At 66.0% G+C, this 23,198-nt stretch carries 23 protein-coding genes; 14 read left to right on the top strand and 9 right to left on the bottom strand.

Features of this window, described 5'->3' with window-relative positions:
- Positions 1-132: 132 nt before the first annotated feature.
- Positions 133-402 (bottom strand): FliM/FliN family flagellar motor switch protein, encoded by a 270-nt coding sequence (locus AC1DR6_RS20370; RefSeq protein WP_476831097.1) that lies wholly within the window; start codon positions 400-402, stop codon positions 133-135.
- A gap of 136 nt (positions 403-538) precedes the next feature.
- On the opposite strand from AC1DR6_RS20370, the gene lipB reads away from it, so the two are divergent.
- Both lipB and AC1DR6_RS20360 read left to right on the top strand, forming a co-directional pair.
- Complete coding sequence (gene lipB / locus AC1DR6_RS20365; protein WP_476831096.1) at positions 539-1,243, top strand: lipoyl(octanoyl) transferase LipB; 705 nt, start codon at positions 539-541, stop codon at positions 1,241-1,243.
- A 222-nt stretch (positions 1,244-1,465) separates the two neighbouring features.
- Entirely contained in the window at positions 1,466-3,073 is a 1,608-nt protein-coding gene (locus AC1DR6_RS20360) for a carboxyl transferase domain-containing protein (protein ID WP_476831095.1), read from the top strand.
- Positions 3,074-3,102: 29 nt separating this feature from the next.
- On the opposite strand, the gene AC1DR6_RS20355 is transcribed toward AC1DR6_RS20360, so the two are convergent.
- Positions 3,103-3,486, bottom strand: a complete 384-nt coding sequence (locus tag AC1DR6_RS20355) for a DUF1801 domain-containing protein (RefSeq protein WP_476831094.1) — start codon at positions 3,484-3,486, stop codon at positions 3,103-3,105.
- 180 nt (positions 3,487-3,666) lie between these two features.
- Here AC1DR6_RS20355 and AC1DR6_RS20350 point away from each other — a divergent pair, with 180 nt between their 5' ends.
- The 4 genes from AC1DR6_RS20350 to AC1DR6_RS20335 all read left to right on the top strand — a co-directional run bounded on the left by AC1DR6_RS20350 (position 3,667) and on the right by AC1DR6_RS20335 (position 8,401).
- Positions 3,667-4,578 carry a dienelactone hydrolase family protein gene (locus AC1DR6_RS20350; protein WP_476831093.1) on the top strand — a complete coding sequence of 304 codons (912 nt, stop codon included), beginning with the start codon at positions 3,667-3,669 and terminating at the stop codon, positions 4,576-4,578.
- Between the two features lie 137 nt (positions 4,579-4,715).
- On the top strand, positions 4,716-5,477 hold the full coding sequence (locus AC1DR6_RS20345) for an SDR family oxidoreductase (protein WP_476831092.1): 762 nt from the start codon (positions 4,716-4,718) through the stop codon (positions 5,475-5,477).
- A gap of 213 nt (positions 5,478-5,690) precedes the next feature.
- Complete coding sequence (locus AC1DR6_RS20340) at positions 5,691-6,350, top strand: cation efflux transmembrane domain-containing protein (protein ID WP_476831091.1); 660 nt, start codon at positions 5,691-5,693, stop codon at positions 6,348-6,350.
- A gap of 65 nt (positions 6,351-6,415) precedes the next feature.
- Positions 6,416-8,401 carry an acetyl/propionyl/methylcrotonyl-CoA carboxylase subunit alpha gene (locus AC1DR6_RS20335; RefSeq protein ID WP_476831090.1) on the top strand — a complete coding sequence of 662 codons (1,986 nt, stop codon included), beginning with the start codon at positions 6,416-6,418 and terminating at the stop codon, positions 8,399-8,401.
- 201 nt (positions 8,402-8,602) lie between these two features.
- Here the strand turns inward: AC1DR6_RS20335 and AC1DR6_RS20330 are convergent, their stop codons facing one another.
- From AC1DR6_RS20330 to AC1DR6_RS20320, 3 genes are all read right to left on the bottom strand, one after another.
- On the bottom strand, positions 8,603-9,370 hold the full coding sequence (locus AC1DR6_RS20330; protein WP_476831089.1) for an SDR family NAD(P)-dependent oxidoreductase: 768 nt from the start codon (positions 9,368-9,370) through the stop codon (positions 8,603-8,605).
- A 198-nt stretch (positions 9,371-9,568) separates the two neighbouring features.
- Entirely contained in the window at positions 9,569-11,080 is a 1,512-nt protein-coding gene (gene mctP / locus AC1DR6_RS20325) for a monocarboxylate uptake permease MctP (RefSeq protein WP_476831088.1), read from the bottom strand.
- Entirely contained in the window at positions 11,077-11,253 is a 177-nt protein-coding gene (locus AC1DR6_RS20320; RefSeq protein WP_476831087.1) for a DUF3311 domain-containing protein, read from the bottom strand. The genes mctP and AC1DR6_RS20320 overlap by 4 nt, the downstream gene beginning before the upstream one ends.
- Positions 11,254-11,504: 251 nt before the next feature.
- On the opposite strand from AC1DR6_RS20320, the gene AC1DR6_RS20315 reads away from it, so the two are divergent.
- Positions 11,505-11,942, top strand: coding sequence for a DUF1489 family protein (locus AC1DR6_RS20315; RefSeq protein WP_476831086.1), 438 nt, complete (start codon positions 11,505-11,507; stop codon positions 11,940-11,942).
- A gap of 21 nt (positions 11,943-11,963) precedes the next feature.
- Here AC1DR6_RS20315 and panC read toward each other — a convergent pair whose 3' ends face one another.
- Positions 11,964-12,812, bottom strand: coding sequence for a pantoate--beta-alanine ligase (gene panC, locus AC1DR6_RS20310; protein WP_476831085.1), 849 nt, complete (start codon positions 12,810-12,812; stop codon positions 11,964-11,966).
- A gap of 94 nt (positions 12,813-12,906) precedes the next feature.
- Between panC and AC1DR6_RS20305 the strand changes: the two genes are divergently transcribed.
- Positions 12,907-13,644 (top strand): VWA domain-containing protein, encoded by a 738-nt coding sequence (locus tag AC1DR6_RS20305; RefSeq protein ID WP_476831084.1) that lies wholly within the window; start codon positions 12,907-12,909, stop codon positions 13,642-13,644.
- Positions 13,644-14,363 carry a DnaJ domain-containing protein gene (locus tag AC1DR6_RS20300; RefSeq protein WP_476831083.1) on the top strand — a complete coding sequence of 240 codons (720 nt, stop codon included), beginning with the start codon at positions 13,644-13,646 and terminating at the stop codon, positions 14,361-14,363. The genes AC1DR6_RS20305 and AC1DR6_RS20300 overlap by 1 nt, the downstream gene beginning before the upstream one ends.
- Before the next feature lie 62 nt (positions 14,364-14,425).
- Here AC1DR6_RS20300 and AC1DR6_RS20295 read toward each other — a convergent pair whose 3' ends face one another.
- Positions 14,426-16,021, bottom strand: coding sequence for a serine hydrolase (locus AC1DR6_RS20295; protein ID WP_476831082.1), 1,596 nt, complete (start codon positions 16,019-16,021; stop codon positions 14,426-14,428).
- Positions 16,022-16,369: 348 nt separating this feature from the next.
- Between AC1DR6_RS20295 and AC1DR6_RS20290 the strand changes: the two genes are divergently transcribed.
- The gene (locus tag AC1DR6_RS20290) at positions 16,370-16,717 is read left to right on the top strand and encodes a phasin family protein (protein ID WP_476831081.1); all 348 of its coding nucleotides are present in this window, start codon (positions 16,370-16,372) and stop codon (positions 16,715-16,717) included.
- A 382-nt stretch (positions 16,718-17,099) separates the two neighbouring features.
- Positions 17,100-18,629, top strand: a complete 1,530-nt coding sequence (locus AC1DR6_RS20285) for a UxaA family hydrolase (protein WP_476831080.1) — start codon at positions 17,100-17,102, stop codon at positions 18,627-18,629.
- A 64-nt stretch (positions 18,630-18,693) separates the two neighbouring features.
- Here the strand turns inward: AC1DR6_RS20285 and AC1DR6_RS20280 are convergent, their stop codons facing one another.
- Entirely contained in the window at positions 18,694-19,878 is a 1,185-nt protein-coding gene (locus tag AC1DR6_RS20280; protein WP_476831079.1) for an aminotransferase, read from the bottom strand.
- A gap of 146 nt (positions 19,879-20,024) precedes the next feature.
- Here AC1DR6_RS20280 and AC1DR6_RS20275 point away from each other — a divergent pair, with 146 nt between their 5' ends.
- The 3 genes from AC1DR6_RS20275 (at position 20,025) to AC1DR6_RS20265 (ending at position 22,835) form a co-directional block, all read left to right on the top strand.
- Positions 20,025-20,780: an SIR2 family NAD-dependent protein deacylase gene (locus AC1DR6_RS20275; RefSeq protein WP_476831078.1), complete on the top strand. Its 756-nt coding sequence runs from the start codon at positions 20,025-20,027 to the stop codon at positions 20,778-20,780.
- A gap of 186 nt (positions 20,781-20,966) precedes the next feature.
- On the top strand, positions 20,967-21,581 hold the full coding sequence (locus AC1DR6_RS20270; protein WP_476831077.1) for a cold-shock protein: 615 nt from the start codon (positions 20,967-20,969) through the stop codon (positions 21,579-21,581).
- Positions 21,582-21,782: 201 nt separating this feature from the next.
- Positions 21,783-22,835 (top strand): HD-GYP domain-containing protein, encoded by a 1,053-nt coding sequence (locus AC1DR6_RS20265; protein ID WP_476831076.1) that lies wholly within the window; start codon positions 21,783-21,785, stop codon positions 22,833-22,835.
- Here AC1DR6_RS20265 and AC1DR6_RS20260 read toward each other — a convergent pair.
- The gene (locus AC1DR6_RS20260) at positions 22,832-23,182 is read right to left on the bottom strand and encodes a HesB/IscA family protein (RefSeq protein ID WP_476831075.1); all 351 of its coding nucleotides are present in this window, start codon (positions 23,180-23,182) and stop codon (positions 22,832-22,834) included. The two genes, AC1DR6_RS20265 and AC1DR6_RS20260, sit on opposite strands and share 4 nt — an antisense overlap.
- Positions 23,183-23,198 lie beyond the last annotated feature (16 nt).

The raw sequence follows: 23,198 nt of genomic DNA, 5'->3' as shown, positions 1-23,198 counted from the left end.
TCGGTTCCGATCGCGGGCAGAGCCACCGGGAGCGGCGCCGATCTAGCAAATCGAATCCGGGTCCACAAGGGCATCAGCAAGGAAAAGAGCCGGCTTGCTCACTTTAGCCGGGTAGGCGAGACAATCGACGGTTCAGGCCGCCTCTGCGACGGTCTGGAGCGTGTACACGGTCGGCCGCTTCAGCATCTGGGTGATCTCGACAGAGATTTTCGAGCCGCTGACGACAACGATTCCCTTGGCGAAGGGATGATTGTTGGCGAGGATCTGGACTTCGTCGGTTTCGCTCGCATTGAGCTCGATGATGGCGCCGCGCCCGAGTCGCAGCAGCTTGTAGATCGGCATTTCCGTCTGCCCCAGCACGACGGTCAATTCGACAGGAACGAGATCGAGATCGGCCTTCAAACCCTGCCTCCGGAACCCTATTTTCGAATTCGACCAACGAAACTTGCCTGTCGGCTGGATTTGGGCGCAAGAGGCGTCGCAAGGATCGGCCGGCTTCTTACCAGCCGGGGAACTTTGAACGGAACATGGTTAAGCCATGGTGAATCTGCGCGAGGCGCTTGCGGTTTCCTTTCTGTCGGAGCCGGGCTCCGAACCTGTCGAATGGTTCGTGAGCGAAGGCTTGACCGGTTACGACGATGCCGTGGCCGAGATGGAGATGCGCGCCGGCCTGATCGCGAACGGGCAGGCGCGCGAGCGGGTCTGGCTGGTCGAGCACCCGCCGCTTTACACCGCCGGCACTTCAGCCAAGGATGCCGATCTAATCGCGCCGGAGCGCTTTCCGGTGCATCGGTCGGGGCGGGGCGGGCAGTACACCTATCATGGTCCCGGCCAGCGCGTGGCTTATGTCATGCTGGATTTGAAGCGGCGTGAGCCGGATCTGCGTCGTTTCGTTGCCGCGCTGGAAGGCTGGCTCATCGGTGCGCTCGACGATTTCAACATTCGCGGCGAGCGGCGCGAGGATCGCGTCGGCGTCTGGGTGCGGCGGCCCGAGAAGGGCGCCGAGGTCGAGGACAAGATCGCGGCGATCGGCATTCGTGTGCGGCGCTGGGTCTCGTTCCATGGCATCTCGTTCAATGTCGATCCCGAGCTTTCGCATTTCGACGGCATCGTGCCCTGCGGCGTCAGCCGGCACGGCGTGACATCGCTGGTCGATCTCGGACTGCCCGTGACGATGCCGGAGGCGGATATGGTCTTGCGCAAGGCCTTCGAGCGCGTATTTGGGCCAACCATCTTGGTATGAGCGCCGGTTGGCAGCGTCGCTACGCCGGGTCATAAAGCTGATCTTGAGAGTCCCTTCCGGCCCTCAGCCCTCATCCTGAGGAGCCGCGAAGCGGCGTCTCGAAGGATGCTCCAGATGGTTCCGAGCTTCCTGGAGCATCCTTCGAGACGCGCCTGCGGCACTCCTCAGGATGAGGGCTGAGCGGGCAGGACGGCTCTCCAAGAACCGACGAGGGAGTGCGACGTGCCGATCATCGAGAGCAAGGTCGATCTCAACTCTGCCGAGACGCGCGCCAATGCGGACGCCTGGGCCGGCCTGCGCGATGCGTTGCAGGAGCACCGTGCTGCGGCTGCGCTGGGCGGCACATCCAAGTCCCGCGAGCGGCATACGGCCCGTGGCAAGCTGCTTCCGCGTGAGCGCGTGCTGCGGCTGACCGACCCCGGCTCGCCCTTTCTCGAGATCGGCTCGCTCGCCGCTTTCGGGATGTATGAGGGCGACGTTCACGCCGCAGGCATGATCGCCGGCATCGGCCGCGTGGCGGGCCGCGAGTGCATGATCGTCTGCAACGACGCGACGATCAAAGGCGGCACCTATTACCCGATGACGGTGAAGAAGCATCTGCGCGCGCAGGAGATCGCGCGCGAGAACCGGCTGCCCTGCATCTATCTGGTCGATTCGGGCGGGGCGAACCTGCCGCACCAGACCGAGGTCTTCCCTGACCGCGAGCATTTCGGCCGCATCTTCTTCAACCAGGCCAATCTTTCGGCCGAAGGCATTCCGCAGATCGCGGTGGTGATGGGCTCCTGCACCGCCGGGGGCGCCTATGTCCCGGCGATGTCGGACGAGACCATCATCGTCCGGAAGCAGGGCACGATCTTTTTGGGCGGCCCGCCATTGGTGAAGGCGGCGACCGGCGAGGTTGTCTCGGCCGAGGATCTCGGCGGGGCCGATGTCCATGCTAGGCTCTCGGGCGTGGCCGACCATTATGCCGGCGACGACACCCATGCGCTCGCCATCGCGCGGCGCATCGCCGGCAACCTGAACAGCGTCAAACGCCCGGATATCGACATCGCCGAGCCGGTCGAGCCGCTCTACGATCCGGCAGAGCTGGAGGCGGTGGTGCCGACCGACCTCAAGAAGCAGTACGACATCCGCGAGGTGATCGCGCGGCTGGTCGACGGCTCGGAGTTCGACGAATTCAAGAAGCTCTACGGCACGACGCTGGTGACGGGCTTCGCCCGTATCCATGGCATTCCAGTCGGGATCATCGCCAATAACGGCATTCTTTTTTCGGAAAGCGCGCTCAAGGGGGCGCATTTCATCGAATTGTGCTGCCAGCGGCGCATTCCGCTGCTGTTCCTGCAGAATATCACAGGCTTCATGGTGGGACGCGATTTCGAGACGCGCGGCATCGCCAAGGACGGCGCCAAGCTGGTGACGGCGGTCGCCTCGGCGCGGGTGCCAAAGGTGACGGTGCTCGTCGGCGGATCGTTCGGCGCCGGCAATTACGGCATGTGCGGGCGGGCCTATTCGCCGCGCTTCCTGTTCAGCTGGCCGAACTCGCGCATCTCTGTGATGGGCGGCGAGCAGGCGGCGAGCGTGCTCGCCACCGTGCGGCGCGACAACATCGAGGCTGACGGCAAGAGCTGGACGCCTGAGGAGGAAGAGGCGTTCAAGGCGCCGATCCGCCGCAATTATGAGGAGGAGGGGTCGCCCTATTTCGCGACCGCCCGGCTGTGGGACGACGGCATCATCCTGCCCTCCGAGACCCGGCGCGTACTGGCGCTTGCATTTTCGGCCACGCTCAACGCGCCTATTCCGGAAACGAAGTTCGGCGTGTTCCGGATGTGAGGTGTCTCCGCTGCCAATGCGAAGGCGGCTCAATGCTTGCGTGAAGCGTTGAGGCTCGCGGCGGCCCGGATCAATGCCTTGAAGGCGTCCACGCTGATCGCATCGCCTTGCTTGATATCGATAGCGCGCCGGGTGTTGCCGTCGAGGCTGGAATTGAACAGTCCGACGGGATCGTCCAGCGAGGCGCCGTTGGCGAAGGTCAACTTGACCACCGCCTTGTAGGTCTCACCGGTGCAGATGATGCCGTGATGCTCCCAGACCGGCACGCCGCGCCACTTCCAGGTCTCGACGACATCCGGAACGGCCTCTTTGATAAGGCCCCGCATTCTCGCGAGGACTTCGCCGCGCCAGTCGCCAAGGCTGACGATCCGCTCGTCGATCGAAGCGGCAGCCGATAGCAGATCATCGTTCATCCGAACCTCCCCCAGTCGTTATTCGCGGCATCGGTCCTATCGCGCAGTGTCATCGAGGGAGGCCACGGGCCGTTTCGGCAGCACATCGTTCACGCCACTGTGACCAGCGCCGTGACGCGGTGGCTTGGCAGCGGCTCTCCGACGCAGCAGTCTCCGCGCTCATTCCGCAGGAGAGCCTTCATGACCGCCGCGATCAAGACCGTCGTCGACGAAAAAACTCCGGGCAAGGCGGCTCTCGAAGGGCTGGACGGGTTGGTCACCGAGCCGTTTTCGCGCCGCGGCTTCGTCATGACCGGGTTGATGACCGGCTTCACGCTGGCGACAACCGTGGTGCACGCGCAGACGATCTCGACCGACAGCGCCGGCCTCGTCGCCGGCGAGGTCAAGATCCCGACCGCCGACGGCGATCTGCCGGGCTACCGGGCCATGCCGGAAGGGGCCGGCCCGTTCCCGATCGTGATCGTCATCGAGGAGATTTTCGGCGTCCACGAATACATCAAGGACACCTGTCGCCGCTTGGCCAAGCAGGGCTATTGCGCGGTCGCGCCCGAACTCTATGCACGGCTCGGCGACCTCTCGAAGATGACCGACGCGCAGGCAATCGTGCGCGACGTGATCTCGAAGGCGCCGGACGCCACGCTGCTCTCCGACCTCGATTCGACCGCGAAGTGGGCGGCAAGCGCCTCGAAGGGCGATTCGACCCGACTTGGCGCGACAGGCTTTTGCCGTGGCGGCCGGGCGATCTGGCTGTTCGCCGCTCATAACCCGCAGCTGAAGGCGGCCGTCGCCTGGTACGGCCCGCTCGGCGGCGCCCGCAGCGATATCCAGCCGAAGACCGCGGCCGAAGTCGTCGGAGACCTCAAGGCACCCGTGCTGGGGCTTTATGGCGCCGCGGATACCGGCATTCCGGTCGCCGATGTCGAGAAGCAGCGCGATGCCGCCAAAGCCGCCGGCAAGACGGTCGAGATCGTGATCTTCCCCGACACGCCGCACGGTTTTCATGCCGACTACCGGCCGAGCTATCGCAAGGCGCAGGCCGAGGATGGCTGGGTGCGGATGCTGGCCTGGTTCAAGCGCTACGGCGTCATCTGAACCCGGCGCACATCTCCCGGACAAGCGCGGCGGGCCATTGCGGCCGCCGCTCTTTCTTCCCATGCCTTCGCTGCTATGGTGACAGGCCGGCAACGCCCGGCTGAAACGATTGAAGTCACCGGAACGCGGGGAAACGCATGTCAGGACACAACAAGGTCGCGATTATCACCGGCGCCGGATCAGGCGTCGGGCGGGCTGTCGCGACGGCTTTCCTCAAGGACGGTTACCGCGTGGTCCTCGCCGGCCGGCGCGCGGACGCGCTGCAGGAGACGATCGCGCTTTCGGGCGCTGGCGCGGGGCAGGCACTGGCAGTGCCGACCGACGTGACCGACAAGACCTCGGTGGAAAACCTCTTCGCCAAGACGACGGAAGCCTTCGGCCGGGTCGATGTGCTGTTCAACAACGCCGGCGTGAACGCGCCGGGCGGCGTGCTGCTGGAGGACCTCTCGCTGGAAGACTGGCGAAAGGTCGTCGATACGAACCTGACCGGTCCGTTCCTGTGCACGCAGGCCGCCTTCACGGCGATGAAGGCGCAGTCGCCACAGGGCGGGCGCATCATCAACAACGGCTCGATCTCGGCCCACGCGCCGCGTCCGAATTCAGTCGCCTACACCGCGACCAAGCACGCCATCACCGGCCTGACCAAGACAGCGGCGCTTGACGGGCGCAAATACGACATCGCCGTCGGCCAGGTCGACATCGGCAACGCGCTGACCGAGATGGCCCGCAAGATGACCACCGGCGTGCCGCAGGCGGATGGCTCGAACAAGGTCGAGGCGGTGATGGATGTCGACAATGTCGCGACGACCGTTCTGCACATGGCCTCGCTGCCGCCGGAGGCGAACGTGCTCTTCGTCACGGTGATGGCGACGAAGGCGCCGTTCGTCGGGCGCGGGTGACGAGCGAACCGATCGTTCGCGTTGCCCCTTGCCATTCATCCCGGGCGCAGCCCTCGGGTTCGATCTTTGATCGGCCCAAGGATAAACTCCGCATAGACCCGGGATCCATGCCTGAACCTCGCCGATTGCGTTCCGGCATGGATCCCGGATCAGCGCCGCTGACGCGGCTTGTCCGGGATGACGGGGGTGAGGGTGGCCGGAGAGGCACAAGACGTGAATGATCGGGACCAGCCCGAACTTGACGCGAGAGCCGGAGCTGCAACGCCCCGCCCCGCTGTCGCCCTTGCCTACACCCGCACGATCTGGGCGATTGCGCTGAGTATCGCGGTCCAAGCCGCCGCGACCGTCGCCTGGGCGCACGCCGTCGGCAATGCGCAGCTCTTCAAGGATGGCGTCGACTGGGTCTACGATGTCGCGCTCTACGGCATCGCCGCTGTCGTCTTTGGACGCGACGCGCGGGCGGAGCGTCTGGCTGCGCTGGGCATCGGTGCCGTCATGGCGGTCGCCGGATTGCACAGCCTCTACGACCTCTGGGACAAGATCGTCGCGCCGCGCCCGATCGAGATGGGCGCTCTCGGGTTCGCGGCCGCGAGCGCCATCGTCATCGCGCTGCTGGTCATCGCCGCGCTCTGGCGTTTTCGCGCGGAAGAGAACCCGGTCATTCGCGCGACCTGGCTGTCGAGCCGCAACGACGCGATCTCGACCACGGGTTTCGCGCTTATCGGGCTAGCCGCACGGGCGGCACCGGTGCGTTGGCCGGAATATCTGTTCGACCTGATCGTTGCCGGAATCTGCTTCCAGGCGACATGGGCGATCTGGCGTTCGCTGCGACACAGTGTGGATGCGCAAGCGCCCCAACCCGATCTGCGATAACACGGCGCAGACAGGCGATGCCGGCGGGTTATAAAGGGCTAACGCTTCGAGGGATGCCGCCGCCCATGACGATCGCCGCCAAGCTGCCTTCCATCCTGATCGCCAATCGCGGCGAGATTGCCTGCCGGGTCATCCGTACGGCCAGGCGCCTCGGCCTGCGCACCATCGCCGTCTATTCGGATGCCGACGCCGAAGCGCTTTTCGTGCAGATGGCGGACGAAGCCTGGCACATCGGCCCCGCGCCGGCGCGCGAAAGCTATCTCGATGCCGAGAAGATTCTGGCTGTGGCGAAGCAGGCGGGCGCGGCCTGCATCCATCCAGGCTACGGCTTCCTGTCGGAGAACGCCGATTTCGCTGAGGCCTGTGCGGCCGCCGGCATCGTCTTCGTTGGCCCGCCGGCTTCGGCAATCCGCGCGATGGGTTTGAAGGATGCGGCCAAAGCGTTGGCCGAAAAGGCTGGCGTGCCCGTCGTGCCCGGTTATCACGGCGCCGCGCAGGAGGCGGACTTTCTGGCGCAGGAGGCTGGGCGCATCGGCTACCCCGTCCTGATCAAGGCTGTCGCCGGCGGTGGCGGCAAGGGCATGAAGAAGGTCGAGAAGCCCGAGGAGTTCGTGGATGCGCTCACCAGCGCCCAGCGCGAGGCCTCGAGCGCATTTGGCGATGCCCGCGTGCTGGTCGAGAAATACGTGCTCAGCCCCCGCCATGTCGAAATCCAGGTCTTCGGCGACAGCCACGGCAACGTCGTCCATCTCTACGAGCGCGACTGTTCGCTGCAGCGTCGCCACCAAAAGGTGATCGAAGAGGCGCCGGCGCCCGGCATGACGGACGAGGTGCGCGCCGCCATGGGCAAGGCCGCGACGGAAGCGGCGAGGGCGGTGGGCTATGTCGGTGCCGGCACGGTCGAATTCATCGCGGACGGACGCGAAGGACTGCGGGCCGACCGCTTCTACTTCATGGAGATGAACACGCGGCTGCAGGTCGAGCATCCGGTGACGGAAGCGATCACGGGGCTCGATCTCGTGGAGCTGCAGTTGCGGGTGGCGGCCGGCGAGCCGCTGGGCTTCTCGCAGGCGGATGTGCAAGCCAAGGGCCACGCCGTCGAGGCGCGGCTTTATGCGGAAGACCCCGAGAAGGGCTTCCTGCCCTCCACCGGCAAGCTCTGGGCGCTGCAGTTTCCCGCGGGCGAGGGCATCCGGATCGATACCGGCGTCGAGGCCGGCGATACCGTGACGCCGTTCTACGATCCGATGATCGCCAAGGTCATCGCCCATGGCGCGACGCGCGACGAAGCGCTGGACCGGCTCGGCGCAGCGCTGGGGGCGACAGTGGTGGCCGGGCCTCGCACCAACCTCGCCTTCCTGAAGAAGCTGACCGAGGCCGAAGGCTTTCGGACGGGGCCGTTCGACACCGGGTTCATCGAGCGCAACATGAGCGCGCTCGGAGCCGAGCCGCAGCCGCTCGATGCAGCATCGGTCGCTGCCGCAGCCTTGCAGTTGGAAGAGGAACGACAGGCCGCTGGAATGATCGCTGCCGCCGAGCGGGCCGGTGGCGAGGCACGCTCGCCCTGGCTGGAGCCGGATGCCTTTTCGCTGATGCCGCGCCTGCCTCTGGGCCTGCCTCTGCTTGTCGATGGCGAGCGGGTCGAGGCCGGCATCGAGTGGCATGGCGAGAGTGCTCGCGTCACCGTGCGGGGCCACGAGATCGGCGAGGGCGAGCACGAGGTCGCGCTGGCGGAAGGCGAGGCCGGGACCTGGTATGCGTTGCATCGCAACCGTCAGACGACAGTTTCGCTGTTCGATCCGTTCTCCGTCGATCTCGACGCCGCGGCCGGCTCCGGCGGCGTGGTCAAGGCCCCGATGCACGGCAAGCTCGTCGCGCTTTTCGTGAAAGACGGCGATGCGGTGGTGAAGGGGCAGAGGCTCGCCATTGTCGAGGCGATGAAGATGGAGCATGTGCTGACGGCGCCGCGCGACGGGACTGTGAGCGAGGTCGCGGGCGAGCCGGGAGCGCAGGTGGCCGAGGGGGCGAAGGTGGTGGTGATCGGGGATTAAGCTCGTCGCTGGAGTCGGTTGCGGGCCATCGCTCAGAATCCGATTCAAGCTGCATCGGCCCACTCATGCTTGGTCGTGCCCGCGCACGTCATTGCGAGGAGCGTAGCGACGAAGCAATCCAGGGGGACGGGGTGAACGGTGCGAGCCAGTCCCCTGGATTGCTTCGCTTCGCTCGCAATGACGATGCGTAGCGAACTCGGGTCAGCTCCGCCCGATCATCGGGAACTGCTCAGCCTCATAGATCTGGCCGGAGACCGGGGCGCTGTCATCGGAGAGCCAGAATGCCGTATGGGCGGCGATCTCCTCCGGCTGCATGATCCGGCCGGTCGGGGCGTTGCGCTTCGGGACATCCTTCTCCCAGCCGGGCGGCTTGCCTTCCTTCTGCTGGGTGGCGTCCTCGTTGGCGGTCCAGGTCCAGCCGACATTGAGCTGGTTCGCGCGGATGCGCTCGGGGCCGACGGCATCGGCGATGTTGCGCGTCATCGTCATCAACGCGCCCTTCGACATCGAATAGATCGTCAGGGTCGATAGCCCGCACCAGGCGTTGATCGAGCCGACGGTGACGATGGCGCCGCCCGAGCCTTGCGCCCGAAAGGCGCGGATCGCGGCCTCGGCGCAGAGCAGCGGGGCACGCGTGTTGATGGCGAAGACGTGGTCGAAGAAGGCAGCGGTCGTTTCGCCGAGCACGCCGCGCGGGTAGATGCCGGCATTGTTGACGAGACCGTCGATGCGGCCGAAGGCGGCAATGGTGGCGTCGGCCAGTTCCTGCGCCGTTGCGGGTTCGGCGAGGTCGGCGGTGAAGCCCGCCGTGGAGCTGCCGAGCCGTGCGACCGCGGCCTCCACGTCTGCCTCTTCGCGGCCATGAACCAGCACACGCGCGCCTTCCGCCACGAGGCGTTCCGCCATCGCATAGCCGATGCCACTGGACGAGCCGGTGACGAGGATGGCCTTGCCTGCAAGTCCGCGCATGATCGGTGTCCGTCGTTGGCGTCAGGAAGCGAAGGCCATCGCCGTCGCACAAAGGATGGTATCGGCGATCGCGCGGGCGGCGAAGCCGTTTCAGGCTCGCAACCTTGCGGCCGAGCCCGGCAATCGTGACGCGGCCTGCGCTAAACTGAAAAGGCCGGCACGAGGCCGGCCTTTTGCAGTGGTGTCGGGATGAAACCGTCAGGCGGAGCGTGGCGCGTCGCGGAAATCGGCCTCGGTGATCTCGCTTGGCCGCCCCTTGAAGACGAAGGATAGGACGAGCGCCACGACGACGTTCGCCACCAGGGCGATAATGCCGTTATAGGCGCCGTAGCCCCCGACCACGGAGGTCGGCACCCAGGCCGTCGCGCCCCAGGAAAGCCAGGTCCCCATGCCGAAGCCGACCACCCAGCCGATCAGGAGCGCCTCACCGCTGAAGAAGGTCGTGTAGAGCCCGAAGACGATCGCCGGGAAGATCTGGATCATCCAGACGCCGCCCAGCAGCTGCAGGTCGAGCGCGAACTTCGTCGGCATGAACACGATCACCACGAGCGCGCCCACCTTGACGATCAGCGACATCAGCTTGGCGAGCGTCGCCTCGCGCTTGGGGGACATGTTCGGTTCGACGAAGGGGCGCCAGACATTGCGGGTGAAAGTGTTCGCCGCGCCGATCGACATCACCGCCGCCGGCACCAGCGCGCCGATGGCGATGGCCGCGAAGCAGAAGCCCGTGAACCAGTCCGGGAACATCTTCAGGAAGAGCTGCGGCACAGCGTCCTGCGGATTGGCGACCTTGATGCCTGCCGCATGGGCCATGAAGCCCATCAGCGCGATCAGGGCCAGCACCAGCGAATAGGCCGGCAGGGTCATCGCGTTGCGGCGCAGCGCTCGCGGACCGGACGCCGAAAGCACGCCGGTCATCGAATGCGGGTACATGAACAGCGCCATCGCCGAGCCGATCGCCAGCGTGATGAAGGGCGCCATCTGCGCGGCCGAGAGCGTCAGGCCCTGATTGGGCTTGCCCTCATAGACCTTGGCGGCCGCATCGAACACGGCGCCGTAGCCGCCGAGCTTGGCCGGGATGATCACCACCGCCGCGATGACGAAGATGTAGATCATGATGTCCTTGACGAAGGCGATCATGGCCGGTGCCCGCAGGCCGCTCTTGTAGGTGTAGAGCGCGAGGATAACGAAGGCGATCGTCAGCGGCAGATGCGACCAGAGGCCCTCGCCCTGGAAGCCGAGCGCCTGGATGACCTTCTCCATGCCCACGAGCTGGAGCGCGATATAGGGCATGGTGGCGAGGATGCCGGTGAAGGCGACCGCCAGTTCCAGACCCTTGTTGCCGTAGCGTCCGTAGATGAAGTCCGAACCGGTGATGTAGTTCTTCCGGTGCGCCACGTTCCAGAGCCGCGGCATCGTCAGGAAGATGAAGGGGTAGATCAGGATCGTGTACGGCACAGCGAAGAAGCCATAGGCGCCGATGGCGTAGACCACGGCCGGCACCGCGATCACGGTGTAGGCGGTGTAGAGGTCGCCGCCGAGCAGGAACCAGGTGATCCAGGCGCCGAAGCGCCGGCCGCCGAGGCCCCATTCATGCAGTTCGTCCAGGTTTCCGGACTTCCAGTTCGCGGCGAAGAAGCCGATCACCGTGACGAGCACGAAGAACAGCACGAAGACGATAGTCGCCGTCCAGTTGAGATGGTCGATCACAGGTCGCTTCCCTCTGCCTTGGCGGCGAGCCAGATGAACAGCGAGGAAACGGGGATCATCACCATCAGGAACCAGTAGAAGAGGGGGATCCCGGCGAGGCGCGGTTCCACCGAGTTATAAAGCGGGACCCAGACCGCGAGGAGGCATGGGATCAACAGCAGAATGTATTTCATGGGACGGCTCGCCGGAGGAAAACAGCCGGACATTCTGCCTCTCGCAAGCCGCGTTCAACTTCGATTGTCGTCGTTGCCGGGTTCCAGGCTCATCCTTTCGGCTAATATTTTGCGCGCGCGGTTTCCTCAGGGTTGAACCACGGTCGCTGCGGCACGCTGGCGGAGAGGTTTTGGACGCTCATTGCGCTCGCCGTTGTGGAGAATCGCCGCCGGCTCTGGCCCGCCACCGTGAGCGGCGCTAGTTTCCGGCGATGCCCCTTCACATGCTCAAGCTTTGCGTCGGCGCCGAATCGATCGGCGATCTCGAAGGCTGGATCGACGAGCGTATGGCGCTTCGCCGGGCGCGGGGCGAACCGATCGAGCAGTTCCACACCACCCGCATGGTGCCGAAGCGCGTCGAGGAGATTGTGGGAGGCGGGTCGCTCTATTGGGTGATCAAGGGTCAGATCGCCGCCCGGCAACGGCTGACCGACATCCGCCCCTTCAAGGACACCGACGGCATCGGCCGCTGCCATCTGGTGCTCGAGCCGGTCGTGGTGCCGGTGACGCCAAGACCGTTCCGGCCCTTCCAGGGCTGGCGTTACCTGCTGGAGGCGGACGCGCCGCGCGACCTGTCCGAAGGGGGCACCGATCTCGGCGAAATGCCCGAGGCGTTGCGCCGTGAACTGGCGGTGCTTGGACTGCTCTGACTCAGGCCGTGACCGCCAGCCTCACACCGCGATATTGTCGATAAGCCGCGTGCTGCCGATGCGGGCCGCGAGGAGCAGCCGCATCGGGCCATCCGCCGCCGAGGTGACAGTCGCCAGCGTTTCGGCATGGCGGGCTTCCAGATATTCGAGCTCGAAGCCGGCGGCGATGATCGCGCTTTGTGCTTCGGTCGTCGCCGCGAACAGGTCATCGCGGTTGCGAATGCGCGCCGCAAGCTCCTGCAAGGTCCGATGGAGCATCGGCGCCAGGGCGCGGTGCTCGGCTGAGAGGTAGCGGTTGCGCGAGGACATCGCGAGGCCGTCCGTCTCGCGCAATGTTTCTAGCGGCACAATGCGGATGCCGAGATCGAGGTCCCCCGCCATGCGGGTGACGACCTTGAGCTGCTGATAGTCCTTTTCGCCGAAGATCGCGTAGTCGGCGCCGGACTGGGTGACCAGTTTACAGCAGACCGTGGCGACCCCTTCGAAATGCGTCGGGCGAAAGCGATCCTCGAGCCCGACGGCGGCCGGCCCCAGCAACAGCACGCGCGTGGCGAAGCCGGCAGGGTACATCTCCGCGACGGACGGAAAGAACACCGCATCAGTGCCGGCCGCCGTCAGCTTGGCGCAGTCATCCTCGAAAGTGCGCGGATATTTCTGGAAATCCTCATGCGGCGCGAACTGCGTTGGATTGACGAAGATCGAGACAATGACGCGCCGGGCATGGCGCTGCCCCTCCTTCACCAGGGCGATATGGCCCTCGTGAAGAGCACCCATGGTCGGAACCAGCGCGACTTTTTCGCCTGCGGCATGCCAGTCCGCCACGGCGGCTCGCATGGCCGCGACGGTCTCGAAGATCGTGATGTCCGGCATGCGCGCCCTCGCTGTCTAGCGGACGGGTAGCAAATGTACGGGCGATGGCCAATATCTCCGTCATGATGCGATTCAGACAGGTCCAGTCAGGGTGATGGGCGACAAAGCGGGGCGTGTGCCCCAAAAGCCCGCCGCAACCGCCCCGGATGCGCGCTCTCGGCCGGGCGAACTCGACCGCTTCCTGAATGCCGCGCAGAGGCTGGCGCCGCTTGCGACCGGGCAGGCCGGCCGGCTCGTCTTCGCGCTCGACGCGACCATGAGCCGACAGCCGAGCTGGGACCTCGCCTGCTCCTTGCAGGGCCGGATGTTCGAGGTCGCCGCCGAGAGCGGCGGCCTCGCGGTGCAGCTCGTCTATTTCCGCGGGATCGGCGAATGCCGCGCGTCCGGTTGGGTGGGGGAGCCCGAACGGCTGACATCGCTGATGGGGCGCATCGCCTGCGAAGGCGGGCAGACGCAGATCGCTCGCGTGCTGCGCCATGTCCGCGACGAGGCCAAGGCCGTACCGGTGCGCGCTTTCGTGTTCGTCGGCGATGCGATGGAAGAGGGGGTAGATGCCGTTGCCGCGCTGGCGGGCGAACTCGGCCTGCGCGGCATTCGCGGCTTCCTGTTCCAGGAAGGGCATGATCCGGCGGCGAGCGCGGCCTTCGCGACGATCGCGCGGCTGACGGGCGGCGCCCATGCCCGGTTCGACGTCACGGCGCCGGATTCGCTGCTGGAGTTGCTGCGCGGCGCGGCGGCCTATGCCGCTGGCGGGCGCAACGCCATGCTGAAGCTCGCGGAGGGCAGCGGTGCTGTCAAAGCGCTGATCGCCTCCATGGAGGGAGGGCGCTGATGGGCCTGCTCTACGGCGTTGCCGTCCTGATCCTGATCTGGTGGGTGCTGAAGTTCTTCGCCGGAACCAATCCGAGAGTGCTCGCGAAGGTGGCCAAGACGGGTGGCGGCGTGGCGGCGCTCGGGGTTGCGGCCCTGCTCATGCTCCGCGGCCGCCTCGACATGGCCGTCTTTCTCGGCGGCGTCGGCGCCTGGCTTCTGGGCTGGAGCGCGACGGGGCCGGGCGGCCTGCGCTTTCCGTGGGCCGATCGCGCCAAGTCCGCTCCGGGCGCGACCTCCAAAGTCGAGTCGATCCTGCTCGCGATGGAACTCGACCATGACAGCGGCGCCATGCGCGGCAAGGTGAAAAACGGCGGTTTTGCCGGCCGGGATCTGGATAGCCTCAGCGCAACGGAGCTGCCTGCCCTGATGCGGGAATGCCTGTCGCAGGACCCCGACGGCGCGCGCCTGCTAGAGGCATATCTCGACCGCCGATCGCCCGGCTGGCGTGAAGACGGACAAGGTCACCGTGACGCGGGGCAAGGCGGCGCGGCGCGCCCGGGCTCGATGGCGCAGCAGGAGGCTTACGAGATCCTGGGGCTTCAGCCGGGGGCGGGCCAGGAGGCGGTCCGCGAGGCTCACCGGGCCCTGATGAAGCGCATCCACCCGGATGCGGGGGGCACGAGCGGCCTTGCCGCTCGCGTCAACGAGGCCAAGGATATCCTGCTGAAGGGGCGATAGCGTGGGGTTTCCGGAGTGCGTCTGCGACATGGCGTAAACTCCTCTCCCTGTCCGTGCTCGGGTCAGCTCTTGGTGGCGAAGCAGGAGAAGCCGCCTCGTTTCAGCTTGGCGCAGGCGCTCTGCGCGTCCTTCGAGTCATCGAAGCCGGCGAAGCGGGCGCGGAACAGGGTGGAGCCACCCTTGGCGACCTTCTCGGTGAAGCCGGCGACGCCGCTGAGGGAAGCCGTTGCCTTGGCGCGGGCCAGGATTTCCTTGGCCTTCGCCTCGTCGTCGGTTGCGCCGAGCTGGATCACCCACTTCCCGGAGGCGACGATCGCGGCCTGATGCGAGACGGCCTGAGCCGGCTCGGGCGTGGCGGTCTTCACTGAGGCGGCGTCGTTCTTGCGAACGATGCTGGACGTGGTTTCAGGCTTCTCGGGAGCCGGCTTGGCCTCCGCCACCTGGACCGGCTGCGGCGCGGGCTCGGCCACCTTGGCGATCGAGGAGGTGGTGTCGACATTCGCCGGCGGGCGCAGGATCTTGGCATCGGCCGGCTGGGCGCCGATCGACCAGCGCATCGCGGAAGGGGTAGTCGTTGCGGTCACCGGGCGCATGCCGGACAGCTGGAGCGGCTGGCCGACAGCCGCGACGGGGCGCGGCGGCGCCATCGGGGTCTGAGTCGGCATCGGTGCGTAGGAGCGGGCGGCGGCCGGGATCGGCTGCGACACCGGTTCGGGCCGCGGGACGGGGATCGGGGCGGGCTCGGCGGCGGCGACACGAGGGCGCTCGATCGGCTTGACCCGCTCCTCGGGCGCTTCACGCTCGGAGGCCTCGGCCACCATCGCACGGCCGGATGTCGCGGCGCGGGGCAGGCTGGCGAGGACGAGATCCGTCATGATCTTGTCGCGCGAGGCGCCGGAACGCCCCCCGAGCACGACGGAGACGATGTGGCGGCCTTCGGACTTCGCCGAGGTCATCAGGTTGAAGCCGGAGGCGCGGGTGTAGCCGGTCTTGATGCCATCGACGCCCGCGACCTTGCCGAGCAGGCGGTTATGGCCGCGGATCGTGCGGCTGCCGTATTGGAAAGCCCGGATCGAGAACAGCGGGTAATATTTCGGGAAGCGCTCCTGGATCGCGCGGGCCAGCACCGTGAGATCGCGCGCCGTGGTGATGTTCGGCGGCGAGGCCGGCAGGCCGTTGGCGTTGGAGAAGCGGGTCGCGCTCATGCCGAGCGAGCGGGCTTTGCGCGTCATCTGTTCGGCGAAGGCGTCCTCCGAGCCGGCGATGTTTTCCGCGACGACAACCGAAGCGTCGTTGGCCGAGAGCGTGACCATGCTCTTGATGGCATCGCTGACGGCGATGGTCGAGCCGGGACGCAGGCCGATCTTGGTCGGTGGCTGCGAGGCGGCATAGGAGGAAACCTTGAGCTCCGAATCCATATCGAAGCGGCCGCGCTCCATCTGCTCGAAGAGCATGTAGAGCGTCATCACTTTGGTGAGCGACGCCGGGATGCGGGGCGCGTCCTCGTTGACGGCATGGAGCGTGCGCCCCGTGCGGGCATCGACGACCATCGCCGCGTAAGGAGGCGTGTAGCCGCCGCCGCCGGCATGGTGCCGGCGCTTGCGCGCCTCGGCGGGGGAGGTCGCTATCGTTGCCGCGATGGCGACTAGACCAATCAACCCAACGGCGACCCGCAGACGCGGCCTCCGCGACACAACGCAACCCAACACCATGATACGCCCCGAACTCACGCTCTCACGTCCGACCTTCCGCCGTGGTGGCGTGGCGGGAAGGACACAGTTGAGGAGGTTAGGGCGGTGCGGTTACGGAGCCGTTAAAACTTGAACCGTTGCGGTCGGAACGATCTGCGTTTGGTGCAATGCGGCACATACTTGACTTTTATGTTGCGCTGCACAATATCGCGACTGTCCCCCAGTGGTGAACGTGATCCGGCTTGGGGCAACAGGGTTCGGCGAAATGGCCGCGGCCCGGTTCAACGACGACCCGAACGTTCCAAGGAGACGATCATGATCCAGCAGTTCGAGACCATCCAGAAGGCCTCCAAAGACAATGTCGACGCCGCTCTGAAGGCTTTCGGCGTCACCTCCAAGGGTGTGCAGACGATGGCCGTCGAGGCTTCCGACTATGCTAAGAAGTCCTTCGAGGCGTCCACCGCGACCATCGAGAAGCTTGCCGGCGTGAAGACCTTCGACAAGGTCCTCGAGATCCAGGCCGACTACGTCAAGACCGCTTTCGAGGGCGCCATCGCCCAGATGACCAAGATGGGCGAGCTCTATCAGAGCCTGGCCAAGGATGCCTACAAGCCGTTCGAGGGCATCGTCGCCAAGGCCGTCCCGGCCGCGTCGAAGGTCTGATTTGGGCCGGCGGCCGAGGCCGCAGGCTCGAGAGTTCAGTTGCGTATCGAAGCCCCGGCCCCAAGGCCGGGGCTTTTCTCGTTATGGTCGTTGCCACTATGCCCTTCGGCTCAGATCTCACCGCCGCCCTGCAGTGCGATCGGAAGGCGGTTGCGCTGTTCGAACCGCCCGTGCCTTCCATCCTGTGGTCCAGATGAGGCGCGGCCGGCATCGCTGCGAGCGCTGGTGGCGTTCAGGCGGTCGCATCGTTTCGCCTCCTATCGATCCGCCCTTTTCGGTCGCGGACATGGCCGCTGCCCTCTTTGAACCGATTGAAAATGGTGCCGGATAGGCGCATCTCTAGGGATGCGCGCCGCCGTCAGGCGCATGAAGGTTCGTTTCCATGCTCGACAAGTCCGTTCCGCCTCGCACGCTCAGGCTCAACGCCGCCGACAATGTCGTCGTCGCGGTCGATCCGGTCGATCTCGGCGTCACGGCCGCCGGCGTCGAGGCGCTGAAGCGCATCCCTCGCGGGCACAAGATGGCGATCCTGCCGATCGCCAAGGACCAGCCGATCCGCAAGTTCGGCCAGATCATCGGCTTCGCCACCCTCGACATCCTGCCCGGCGATTGGGTCCACGAACACAATACCGGCTTCCACGCGTTCGAGCGCGATTATGCCTATGCCGCCGAGGCCAAGCCGGAATTTGTGCTTCCCGTCGAGCAGCAGGCGACGTTCGAGGGCTTCCGCCGTGCGAACGGCAAGGCCGGCACACGCAACTATGTCGGCATCCTGACCTCGGTGAACTGCTCGGCATCGGCCGCGCGATTCATGGCCGAGGAGGTCAAGCGTTCAGGCCTGCTTGCCGATTATCCCAATGTCGATGGGGTCATCGCGCTGACGCACGGCACGGGCTGTGGCATCGACTACAATGGCGAGAGCTTCGAGGTTCTGAAGCGCACGACCTGGGGTTACGCCTGCAACCCGAACATGGCTGCCGTGCTGGTCGTCGGGCTCGGATGCGAAGGTTTCCAGATCAGCCGGATGAAGGAAGCCTATGGCGTTACGGAAACCGACGTCTTCCGCACGCTGACCATCCAGGAGACGGGCGGCACGCGCAAGGCCGTCGCCGCCGGGATCGAGGCGCTGAAGGTGATGCTGCCGATCGCCAACCGCGCGGTGCGCGAGACGGTGCCGGCTTCTGAACTGATGCTGGCGCTGCAATGCGGCGGCTCTGACGGTTATTCCGGCATCACCGCCAATCCCGCGCTGGGCGCGGCCGTCGACATTCTCGTCGAGCAGGGCGGCACCGCGATCCTTTCCGAAACGCCCGAGATTTACGGCGCCGAGCATCTGCTGACGCGCCGGGCTGCAACACGGGAGGTCGGCGAAAAGCTCGTCGGCATCATCAAGTGGTGGGAGGATTATACCGCCCGCGCCCGGATGGACATGAACAACAATCCGTCGCCCGGCAACAAGGCTGGCGGGTTGACGACCATTCTCGAGAAATCGCTCGGCGCGGCCGCCAAGGGCGGCACCAAGACGCTTGCGGCGGTCTACCACTATGCCGAGCCGGTGAAGTCGAAGGGCTTCGTCTATATGGACACCCCCGGCTACGACCCGGTCGCGGCGACCGGGCAGGTAGCGGGTGGCGCCAACATCCTGGCCTTCACCACCGGCCGCGGCTCCGCCTATGGCTGCAAGCCGACACCGTCGGTGAAGCTCGCGACCAACACGCCGATCTATGAGCGCATGATCGACGACATGGACATCAATTGCGGCGACGTGCTCGACGGCGTGTCGCTGGAGCAGAAGGGCCGCGAGATTTTCGACAAGCTGCTGAAAGTCGCCTCGGGCGAACGCAGCAAGTCCGAGCAGCTTGGCTATGGCGACGCGGAATACGTGCCCTGGCAGATCGGCGCGACGATGTGAGGTCGGCTCGAGCGGTTTCGCCCGATCGGATGCCTGACGTTGCTTTGGCGGTCCGGCCGAGCGGTCAGAGTGAGAAGCCGTCGAGTCTTTCGCCGAGCAGGCCGATCTTGTCTGCGGTGACATTGGCGATGGCGATACGGAGATGGCCTTCCTGCCCAGGCCCGAAATAAGGGCCCGGCAAAGCCAGAACGCCACAGCGCCGGGCCAGAGCGCGCGACACGTCGGCAGCGTCCGTTCCCGCGAAAGGATGGGCGACATAGGCGAAATAGGCGCCCGCCGAGAGCACGCGCCAGCCCTCCAGCGGCGCCATCGTCTGCCGGAACAGAACGGCGCGCGCATTGATCTCCGCGCGGTTGTGCTCGCGCCAGCCGCGAATACCCTCCACCCCCCATGCGATCGCGGCTTGCCCGGCGCGCACCGGGCTGATCTGCACGCAGTCCAGGACTTTGCCGATCTGCGCCAGAACGGCCTCGCCGGCCGTAATCGCACCGAGCCGCCAGCCCGGCACGGCATAGGCTTTGGAGAAGCTGTAAAGCCCGATCACGGAATCCTGCCAGCCGCTTGTCGAAAAGACTTGATGGGGCGTGGCAACGCCCGGCGGCAAGAAATCGCGATAAGTTTCATCCAGCACCAGCCAGAGGCCGCGCCGAGCGCAGAGTTCGGCGAAGGCTGCGATCGTCGCAGGCGGATAGACGGCGCCGGTGGGATTGTTCGGCGTCACCAGGACGATCGCGCGTGTCCGCGCGTCGATCAGCGCCTCTGCCGTGGCGACATCGGGAACGAAGCCGCTCGCCGGTGCACAGGGCAACGGGCGCGCCTCGATGCCGAGCATCGTCAACGTCATCTCGTGGTTGAAATACCAGGGGGTGGGCAGCAGCACATTGTCACCGGCACGGGCCAGCGCCATCATCGTCACGACATAAGCTTGGTTGCAGCCGGAGGTGATGGCCACCTCGGCGGAGCTGAAGGCAGCCCCATAAACCCGGCCGATTTCTTCGGCATAGGTCTCGCGAAGGGTCTGGTCGCCGACGATCGCGCCGTAGCGCGTGCTCGCGGCGTCCGCGGCGGCATCCGCCAGTTTCCGCAGAAGTTCGTCGGGGGGCGGCGTGCCGGGCACGGCCTGCGAGAGATCGATCAGAGCCCCACGACTGCCGTCATACGCTCTCGCCCAGCTTTGCGCCTCCGGGATCGGCGGCGTGCCGGTATCGAGCAGGTCAGGGTTCAGGCGGGGAGGCGAGGCGCTCTGCATGGCGCTCTGGTTTGCGGCGGGGCCGGCCTGGCGTCAATCGCGTTGCACGTCGGCTGCTCCAGCTTCCTTGGAAGCCTTCGCGCTTGGAAGCCTTGGCGCCGGCCCCCATATCTCGAAAGCTTCCAGTCAAACGCTTGGACGGGCCGATGCAGGACGAGACAGAGGATGCCATCGCCGAGCTGCACGCGCTGCTCGGCAGGGCGGAGCGGATCGTCAGCTTCACCGGAGCTGGCATTTCGACCGAATCGGGCGTGCCCGACTTCCGCACTCCTGGGTCGCCCTGGATGGTCAATAAGCCGGTCCCGTTCGACGCTTTCGTGAGAAGTCGCGAGGCGCGGGTCGAAGCGTGGCGCCGTAAGTTCACGATGGACGATCATTACCGGGACGCTCGGCCCAATGTCGGGCATCGGGCGCTGGCGAGACTGGTCGCGGAAGGCCGTTCGCCCGCGATCGTGACGCAGAACATCGACGGATTGCATCAGGCATCGGGTGTCCCGGATGACAAGATCATCGAGCTGCACGGCAACGGCACCTATGCGACGTGCCTCCAATGTGGCTGGCGGCACGAACTGGCGGCGATCAGGCCGGACTTCGAAGCCAGCGGGGAGCCGCCATCCTGCGTGATGTGCACGGGCCCGGTGAAATCGGCGACGATTTCGTTTGGGCAGGCGATGCCTCAGCAAGCCATGATGCAGGCTCAGGCGTTGGCGCTGGAGTGCGATCTCTTCCTCGTCGTCGGCTCCTCGCTCGTGGTGTTTCCGGCGGCGACCTTGCCGGTGATCGCGCGGCGGCAGGGGGCCAAGCTCGTGATCCTGAACCGCGAGCCGACCGAACTCGACGCGATCGCCGATCTCGTCATTCGGGCCGAGATCGGACCGGCCTTGGCCCCACTGCTGAATTGAGTTCCAGATAGAGTAGCCGGCGTTGCAAAAGCGCCACGCTGCCACGAATTGCCTGTCCGAATGACGTCGGGGCGGGGTTTGGCCCTGCGATGATGTGGACGGGGAGGTCGGGGCTGTATCACCCGATCGTGCTGATGATATCGTTGGGTGACGAATCAGCATGTCTGCGTTGGGGGTGAGGGGCGCATGTCCGACGAGTTCGGTGAGAGCGGGCGGCCACCGATGGGTCCCATCCAGTCACTCAATCGCGTGCTGCGTCTCGTCGCACCCGGAGATTTTGCGTCCGAGGTGGTGGTCGAGGTCACCGGATACGTCAAATGGTTCGACGTCTCGAAAGGCTACGGCTTTGTCGTGCCGGAGACCGGCGGGGCCGATGTATTGGTCCATGTCACGACCCTGAAGCGCGATGGATTCAACGCGATAGCCGAAGGCGCTCGCATCGTGCTCGAAGCTGTCGAGAAGCCGCGCGGCCGGCAGGCGGTGCGGGTTCTCTCGATCGATACGTCGGTCGGGCGGCATCCGGCGGAAATGCCGATGGCACGGACCAATGTCGCGGTCACGCCGACAAGCGGCCTCGAGCGAATGGTCGTGAAGTGGTTCAACCGCCTTCGCGGCTTCGGCTTCGTGTCCAAGGGCGAAGGCGCGCCGGACATCTTCGTGCATATGGAGACGATGCGCCGTTACGGGCTCGTCGAGCTGGTGCCGGGGCAAACGGTTCTGGTTCGCTACGGACCTGGCCCCAAGGGGCTGATGGCGGCCGAGATCCATATCGAGCAGGGCGGGGCGACGGTCGCCCACTAGCAGGCTCAGGGTTGTTTCAGCACGCCGGCCGGCGTTCAGCATCGGCCGGCATTTTTGCGCCCTCTGCACCGTTTTGTCGCAGCCGCCGCGCTGGGCTTTTTACTCTTCGTCAATCCGGCTGCGTCTGAACTGACGTGTCTTGCCGGAGCTCGAAGTCCCATCGTCGTCCTTGTCAGCGATCATGATCAGCATCGCCGGTCGTTGCAGCGCACGCTGTCGGTCTGGGGGACGTGCCAAGCCTTCGAGCCGGCCGAGACAGATGCGATCGGCGCGGCCGCCGGTTCTCTTCTGATCGCCGATCTCGATCTTTCGAACCGCAAGACGATCGTCGCGGCCCATCTGGCACTCGCGCCGCACCGTCGCTCTGGCCGTCCTTGCCTGTTCCTGCTGAGGGATATGTCCCCCCGGGCGCAGGTCCAGGCCAATGCGCTTGGCGCACAGCTTATCATGCCCTTCGACACGCCGCAGCCGCTGCTGCTCGAAAAGGTCGGCGCCCTGTTGGGCCGACTGACGATCGGCGAGCCTGGTGCTACCCTCCAGCGCCGCTTCATCGCTGCCTCGGCGGCCACAGCCGAGCTTCTCGAAGCGGCAAGTGCCGGTGCGCCGCTGCCTCGGAGCGCCATCAACCGCAGTGTCGAAGCGATCAACCGCGCCGCCGATGGCGGTGACCTCGCGGCTTGGCTGGACATGGTCTGGCAACACGACGACGCCACCTACCAGCATTGCCTGCTGGTGTCCGGGCTGGCGGCGGCCTTCGCGCGGCATCTCGGGTTCCGCGCGGCCGACCGCGAGCAATTGACGGGCGCGGCGGTCCTGCACGATGTCGGCAAGGCGTTGATACCGCTCGACATCCTGCGCAAGGAAGGGCCTCTCGCCGCCGAAGAGCAGGCGGTGATGCGTCGGCACCCCGAGATCGGCCATGGCATGCTGGCAAGGCAGGGCGGCTTCTCAGCACTGACGTTGGAAGCCGTGCTGTCGCACCATGAGTATCTAGATGGCTCGGGCTATCCGGCAGGCCTCGGTGCGGACCATCTGCCGGATGTGGTCCGGATGATCACGATCTGCGACATCTACGCGGCGCTGATCGAGCGCCGGCCTTACAAGCCGGCGCTGCCGCCGGAGCAGGCTTTCGGGATGCTTGCCGACATGGGCGGCAAGCTGGACGCCGACCTGCTGCGGGCCTTCCGCGAGCTCGTGCTCGGAACCGAGTCGGCACGGCCCAATTCGGGCCGCCGTTCCGGCAAGGCGGCCTAGATCGCGAAGGACGTCCCGCAGCCGCAGGAACTCGAGGCGTTCGGATTGGTGATGCGGAAGGACTGACCGATCAGATCATCGACGAAGTCGATGATGCAGCCTTCCAGCAGATCGAGGGAGGTTTCGTCGATCAGGACCGTCGCGCCATCGCGCTCGATGACGAGATCGTCCGGTGTTTTCTCGCGATCAATGTCGAAGATATATTGAAAGCCGGAGCAACCGCCTCCGGCGACGCTGACACGCAGCATCGAGCCGGACGGCTCGCTCGCCATGACGGACACGATGCGTTTCGCCGCGTTGTCGGTCACTGCGATGCCGCGCGGATTGATCGCGAGATCGGTCGACATTCTCTGCTCCTCGCTC

The sequence above is a fragment of the Allobosea sp. P5_A5 genome (genome assembly GCF_056400625.1).
This window is presented reverse-complemented; position numbering and strand designations above follow the sequence as displayed.

Coding starts and splice junctions, on each gene's coding strand:
- lipB (WP_476831096.1), top strand. CDS start 539: ATGGTGAATCTGCGCGAGGCGCTTGCGGTTTCCTTTCTGTCGGAGCCG.
- AC1DR6_RS20355 (WP_476831094.1), bottom strand. CDS start 3,486: ATGAACGATGATCTGCTATCGGCTGCCGCTTCGATCGACGAGCGGATC.
- AC1DR6_RS20350 (WP_476831093.1), top strand. CDS start 3,667: ATGACCGCCGCGATCAAGACCGTCGTCGACGAAAAAACTCCGGGCAAG.
- AC1DR6_RS20345 (WP_476831092.1), top strand. CDS start 4,716: ATGTCAGGACACAACAAGGTCGCGATTATCACCGGCGCCGGATCAGGC.
- AC1DR6_RS20335 (WP_476831090.1), top strand. CDS start 6,416: ATGACGATCGCCGCCAAGCTGCCTTCCATCCTGATCGCCAATCGCGGC.
- AC1DR6_RS20330 (WP_476831089.1), bottom strand. CDS start 9,370: ATGCGCGGACTTGCAGGCAAGGCCATCCTCGTCACCGGCTCGTCCAGT.
- AC1DR6_RS20320 (WP_476831087.1), bottom strand. CDS start 11,253: ATGAAATACATTCTGCTGTTGATCCCATGCCTCCTCGCGGTCTGGGTC.
- AC1DR6_RS20315 (WP_476831086.1), top strand. CDS start 11,505: ATGCCCCTTCACATGCTCAAGCTTTGCGTCGGCGCCGAATCGATCGGC.
- panC (WP_476831085.1), bottom strand. CDS start 12,812: ATGCCGGACATCACGATCTTCGAGACCGTCGCGGCCATGCGAGCCGCC.
- AC1DR6_RS20305 (WP_476831084.1), top strand. CDS start 12,907: ATGGGCGACAAAGCGGGGCGTGTGCCCCAAAAGCCCGCCGCAACCGCC.
- AC1DR6_RS20300 (WP_476831083.1), top strand. CDS start 13,644: ATGGGCCTGCTCTACGGCGTTGCCGTCCTGATCCTGATCTGGTGGGTG.
- AC1DR6_RS20290 (WP_476831081.1), top strand. CDS start 16,370: ATGATCCAGCAGTTCGAGACCATCCAGAAGGCCTCCAAAGACAATGTC.
- AC1DR6_RS20285 (WP_476831080.1), top strand. CDS start 17,100: ATGCTCGACAAGTCCGTTCCGCCTCGCACGCTCAGGCTCAACGCCGCC.
- AC1DR6_RS20280 (WP_476831079.1), bottom strand. CDS start 19,878: ATGCAGAGCGCCTCGCCTCCCCGCCTGAACCCTGACCTGCTCGATACC.
- AC1DR6_RS20275 (WP_476831078.1), top strand. CDS start 20,025: ATGCAGGACGAGACAGAGGATGCCATCGCCGAGCTGCACGCGCTGCTC.
- AC1DR6_RS20270 (WP_476831077.1), top strand. CDS start 20,967: ATGTCCGACGAGTTCGGTGAGAGCGGGCGGCCACCGATGGGTCCCATC.
- AC1DR6_RS20260 (WP_476831075.1), bottom strand. CDS start 23,182: ATGTCGACCGATCTCGCGATCAATCCGCGCGGCATCGCAGTGACCGAC.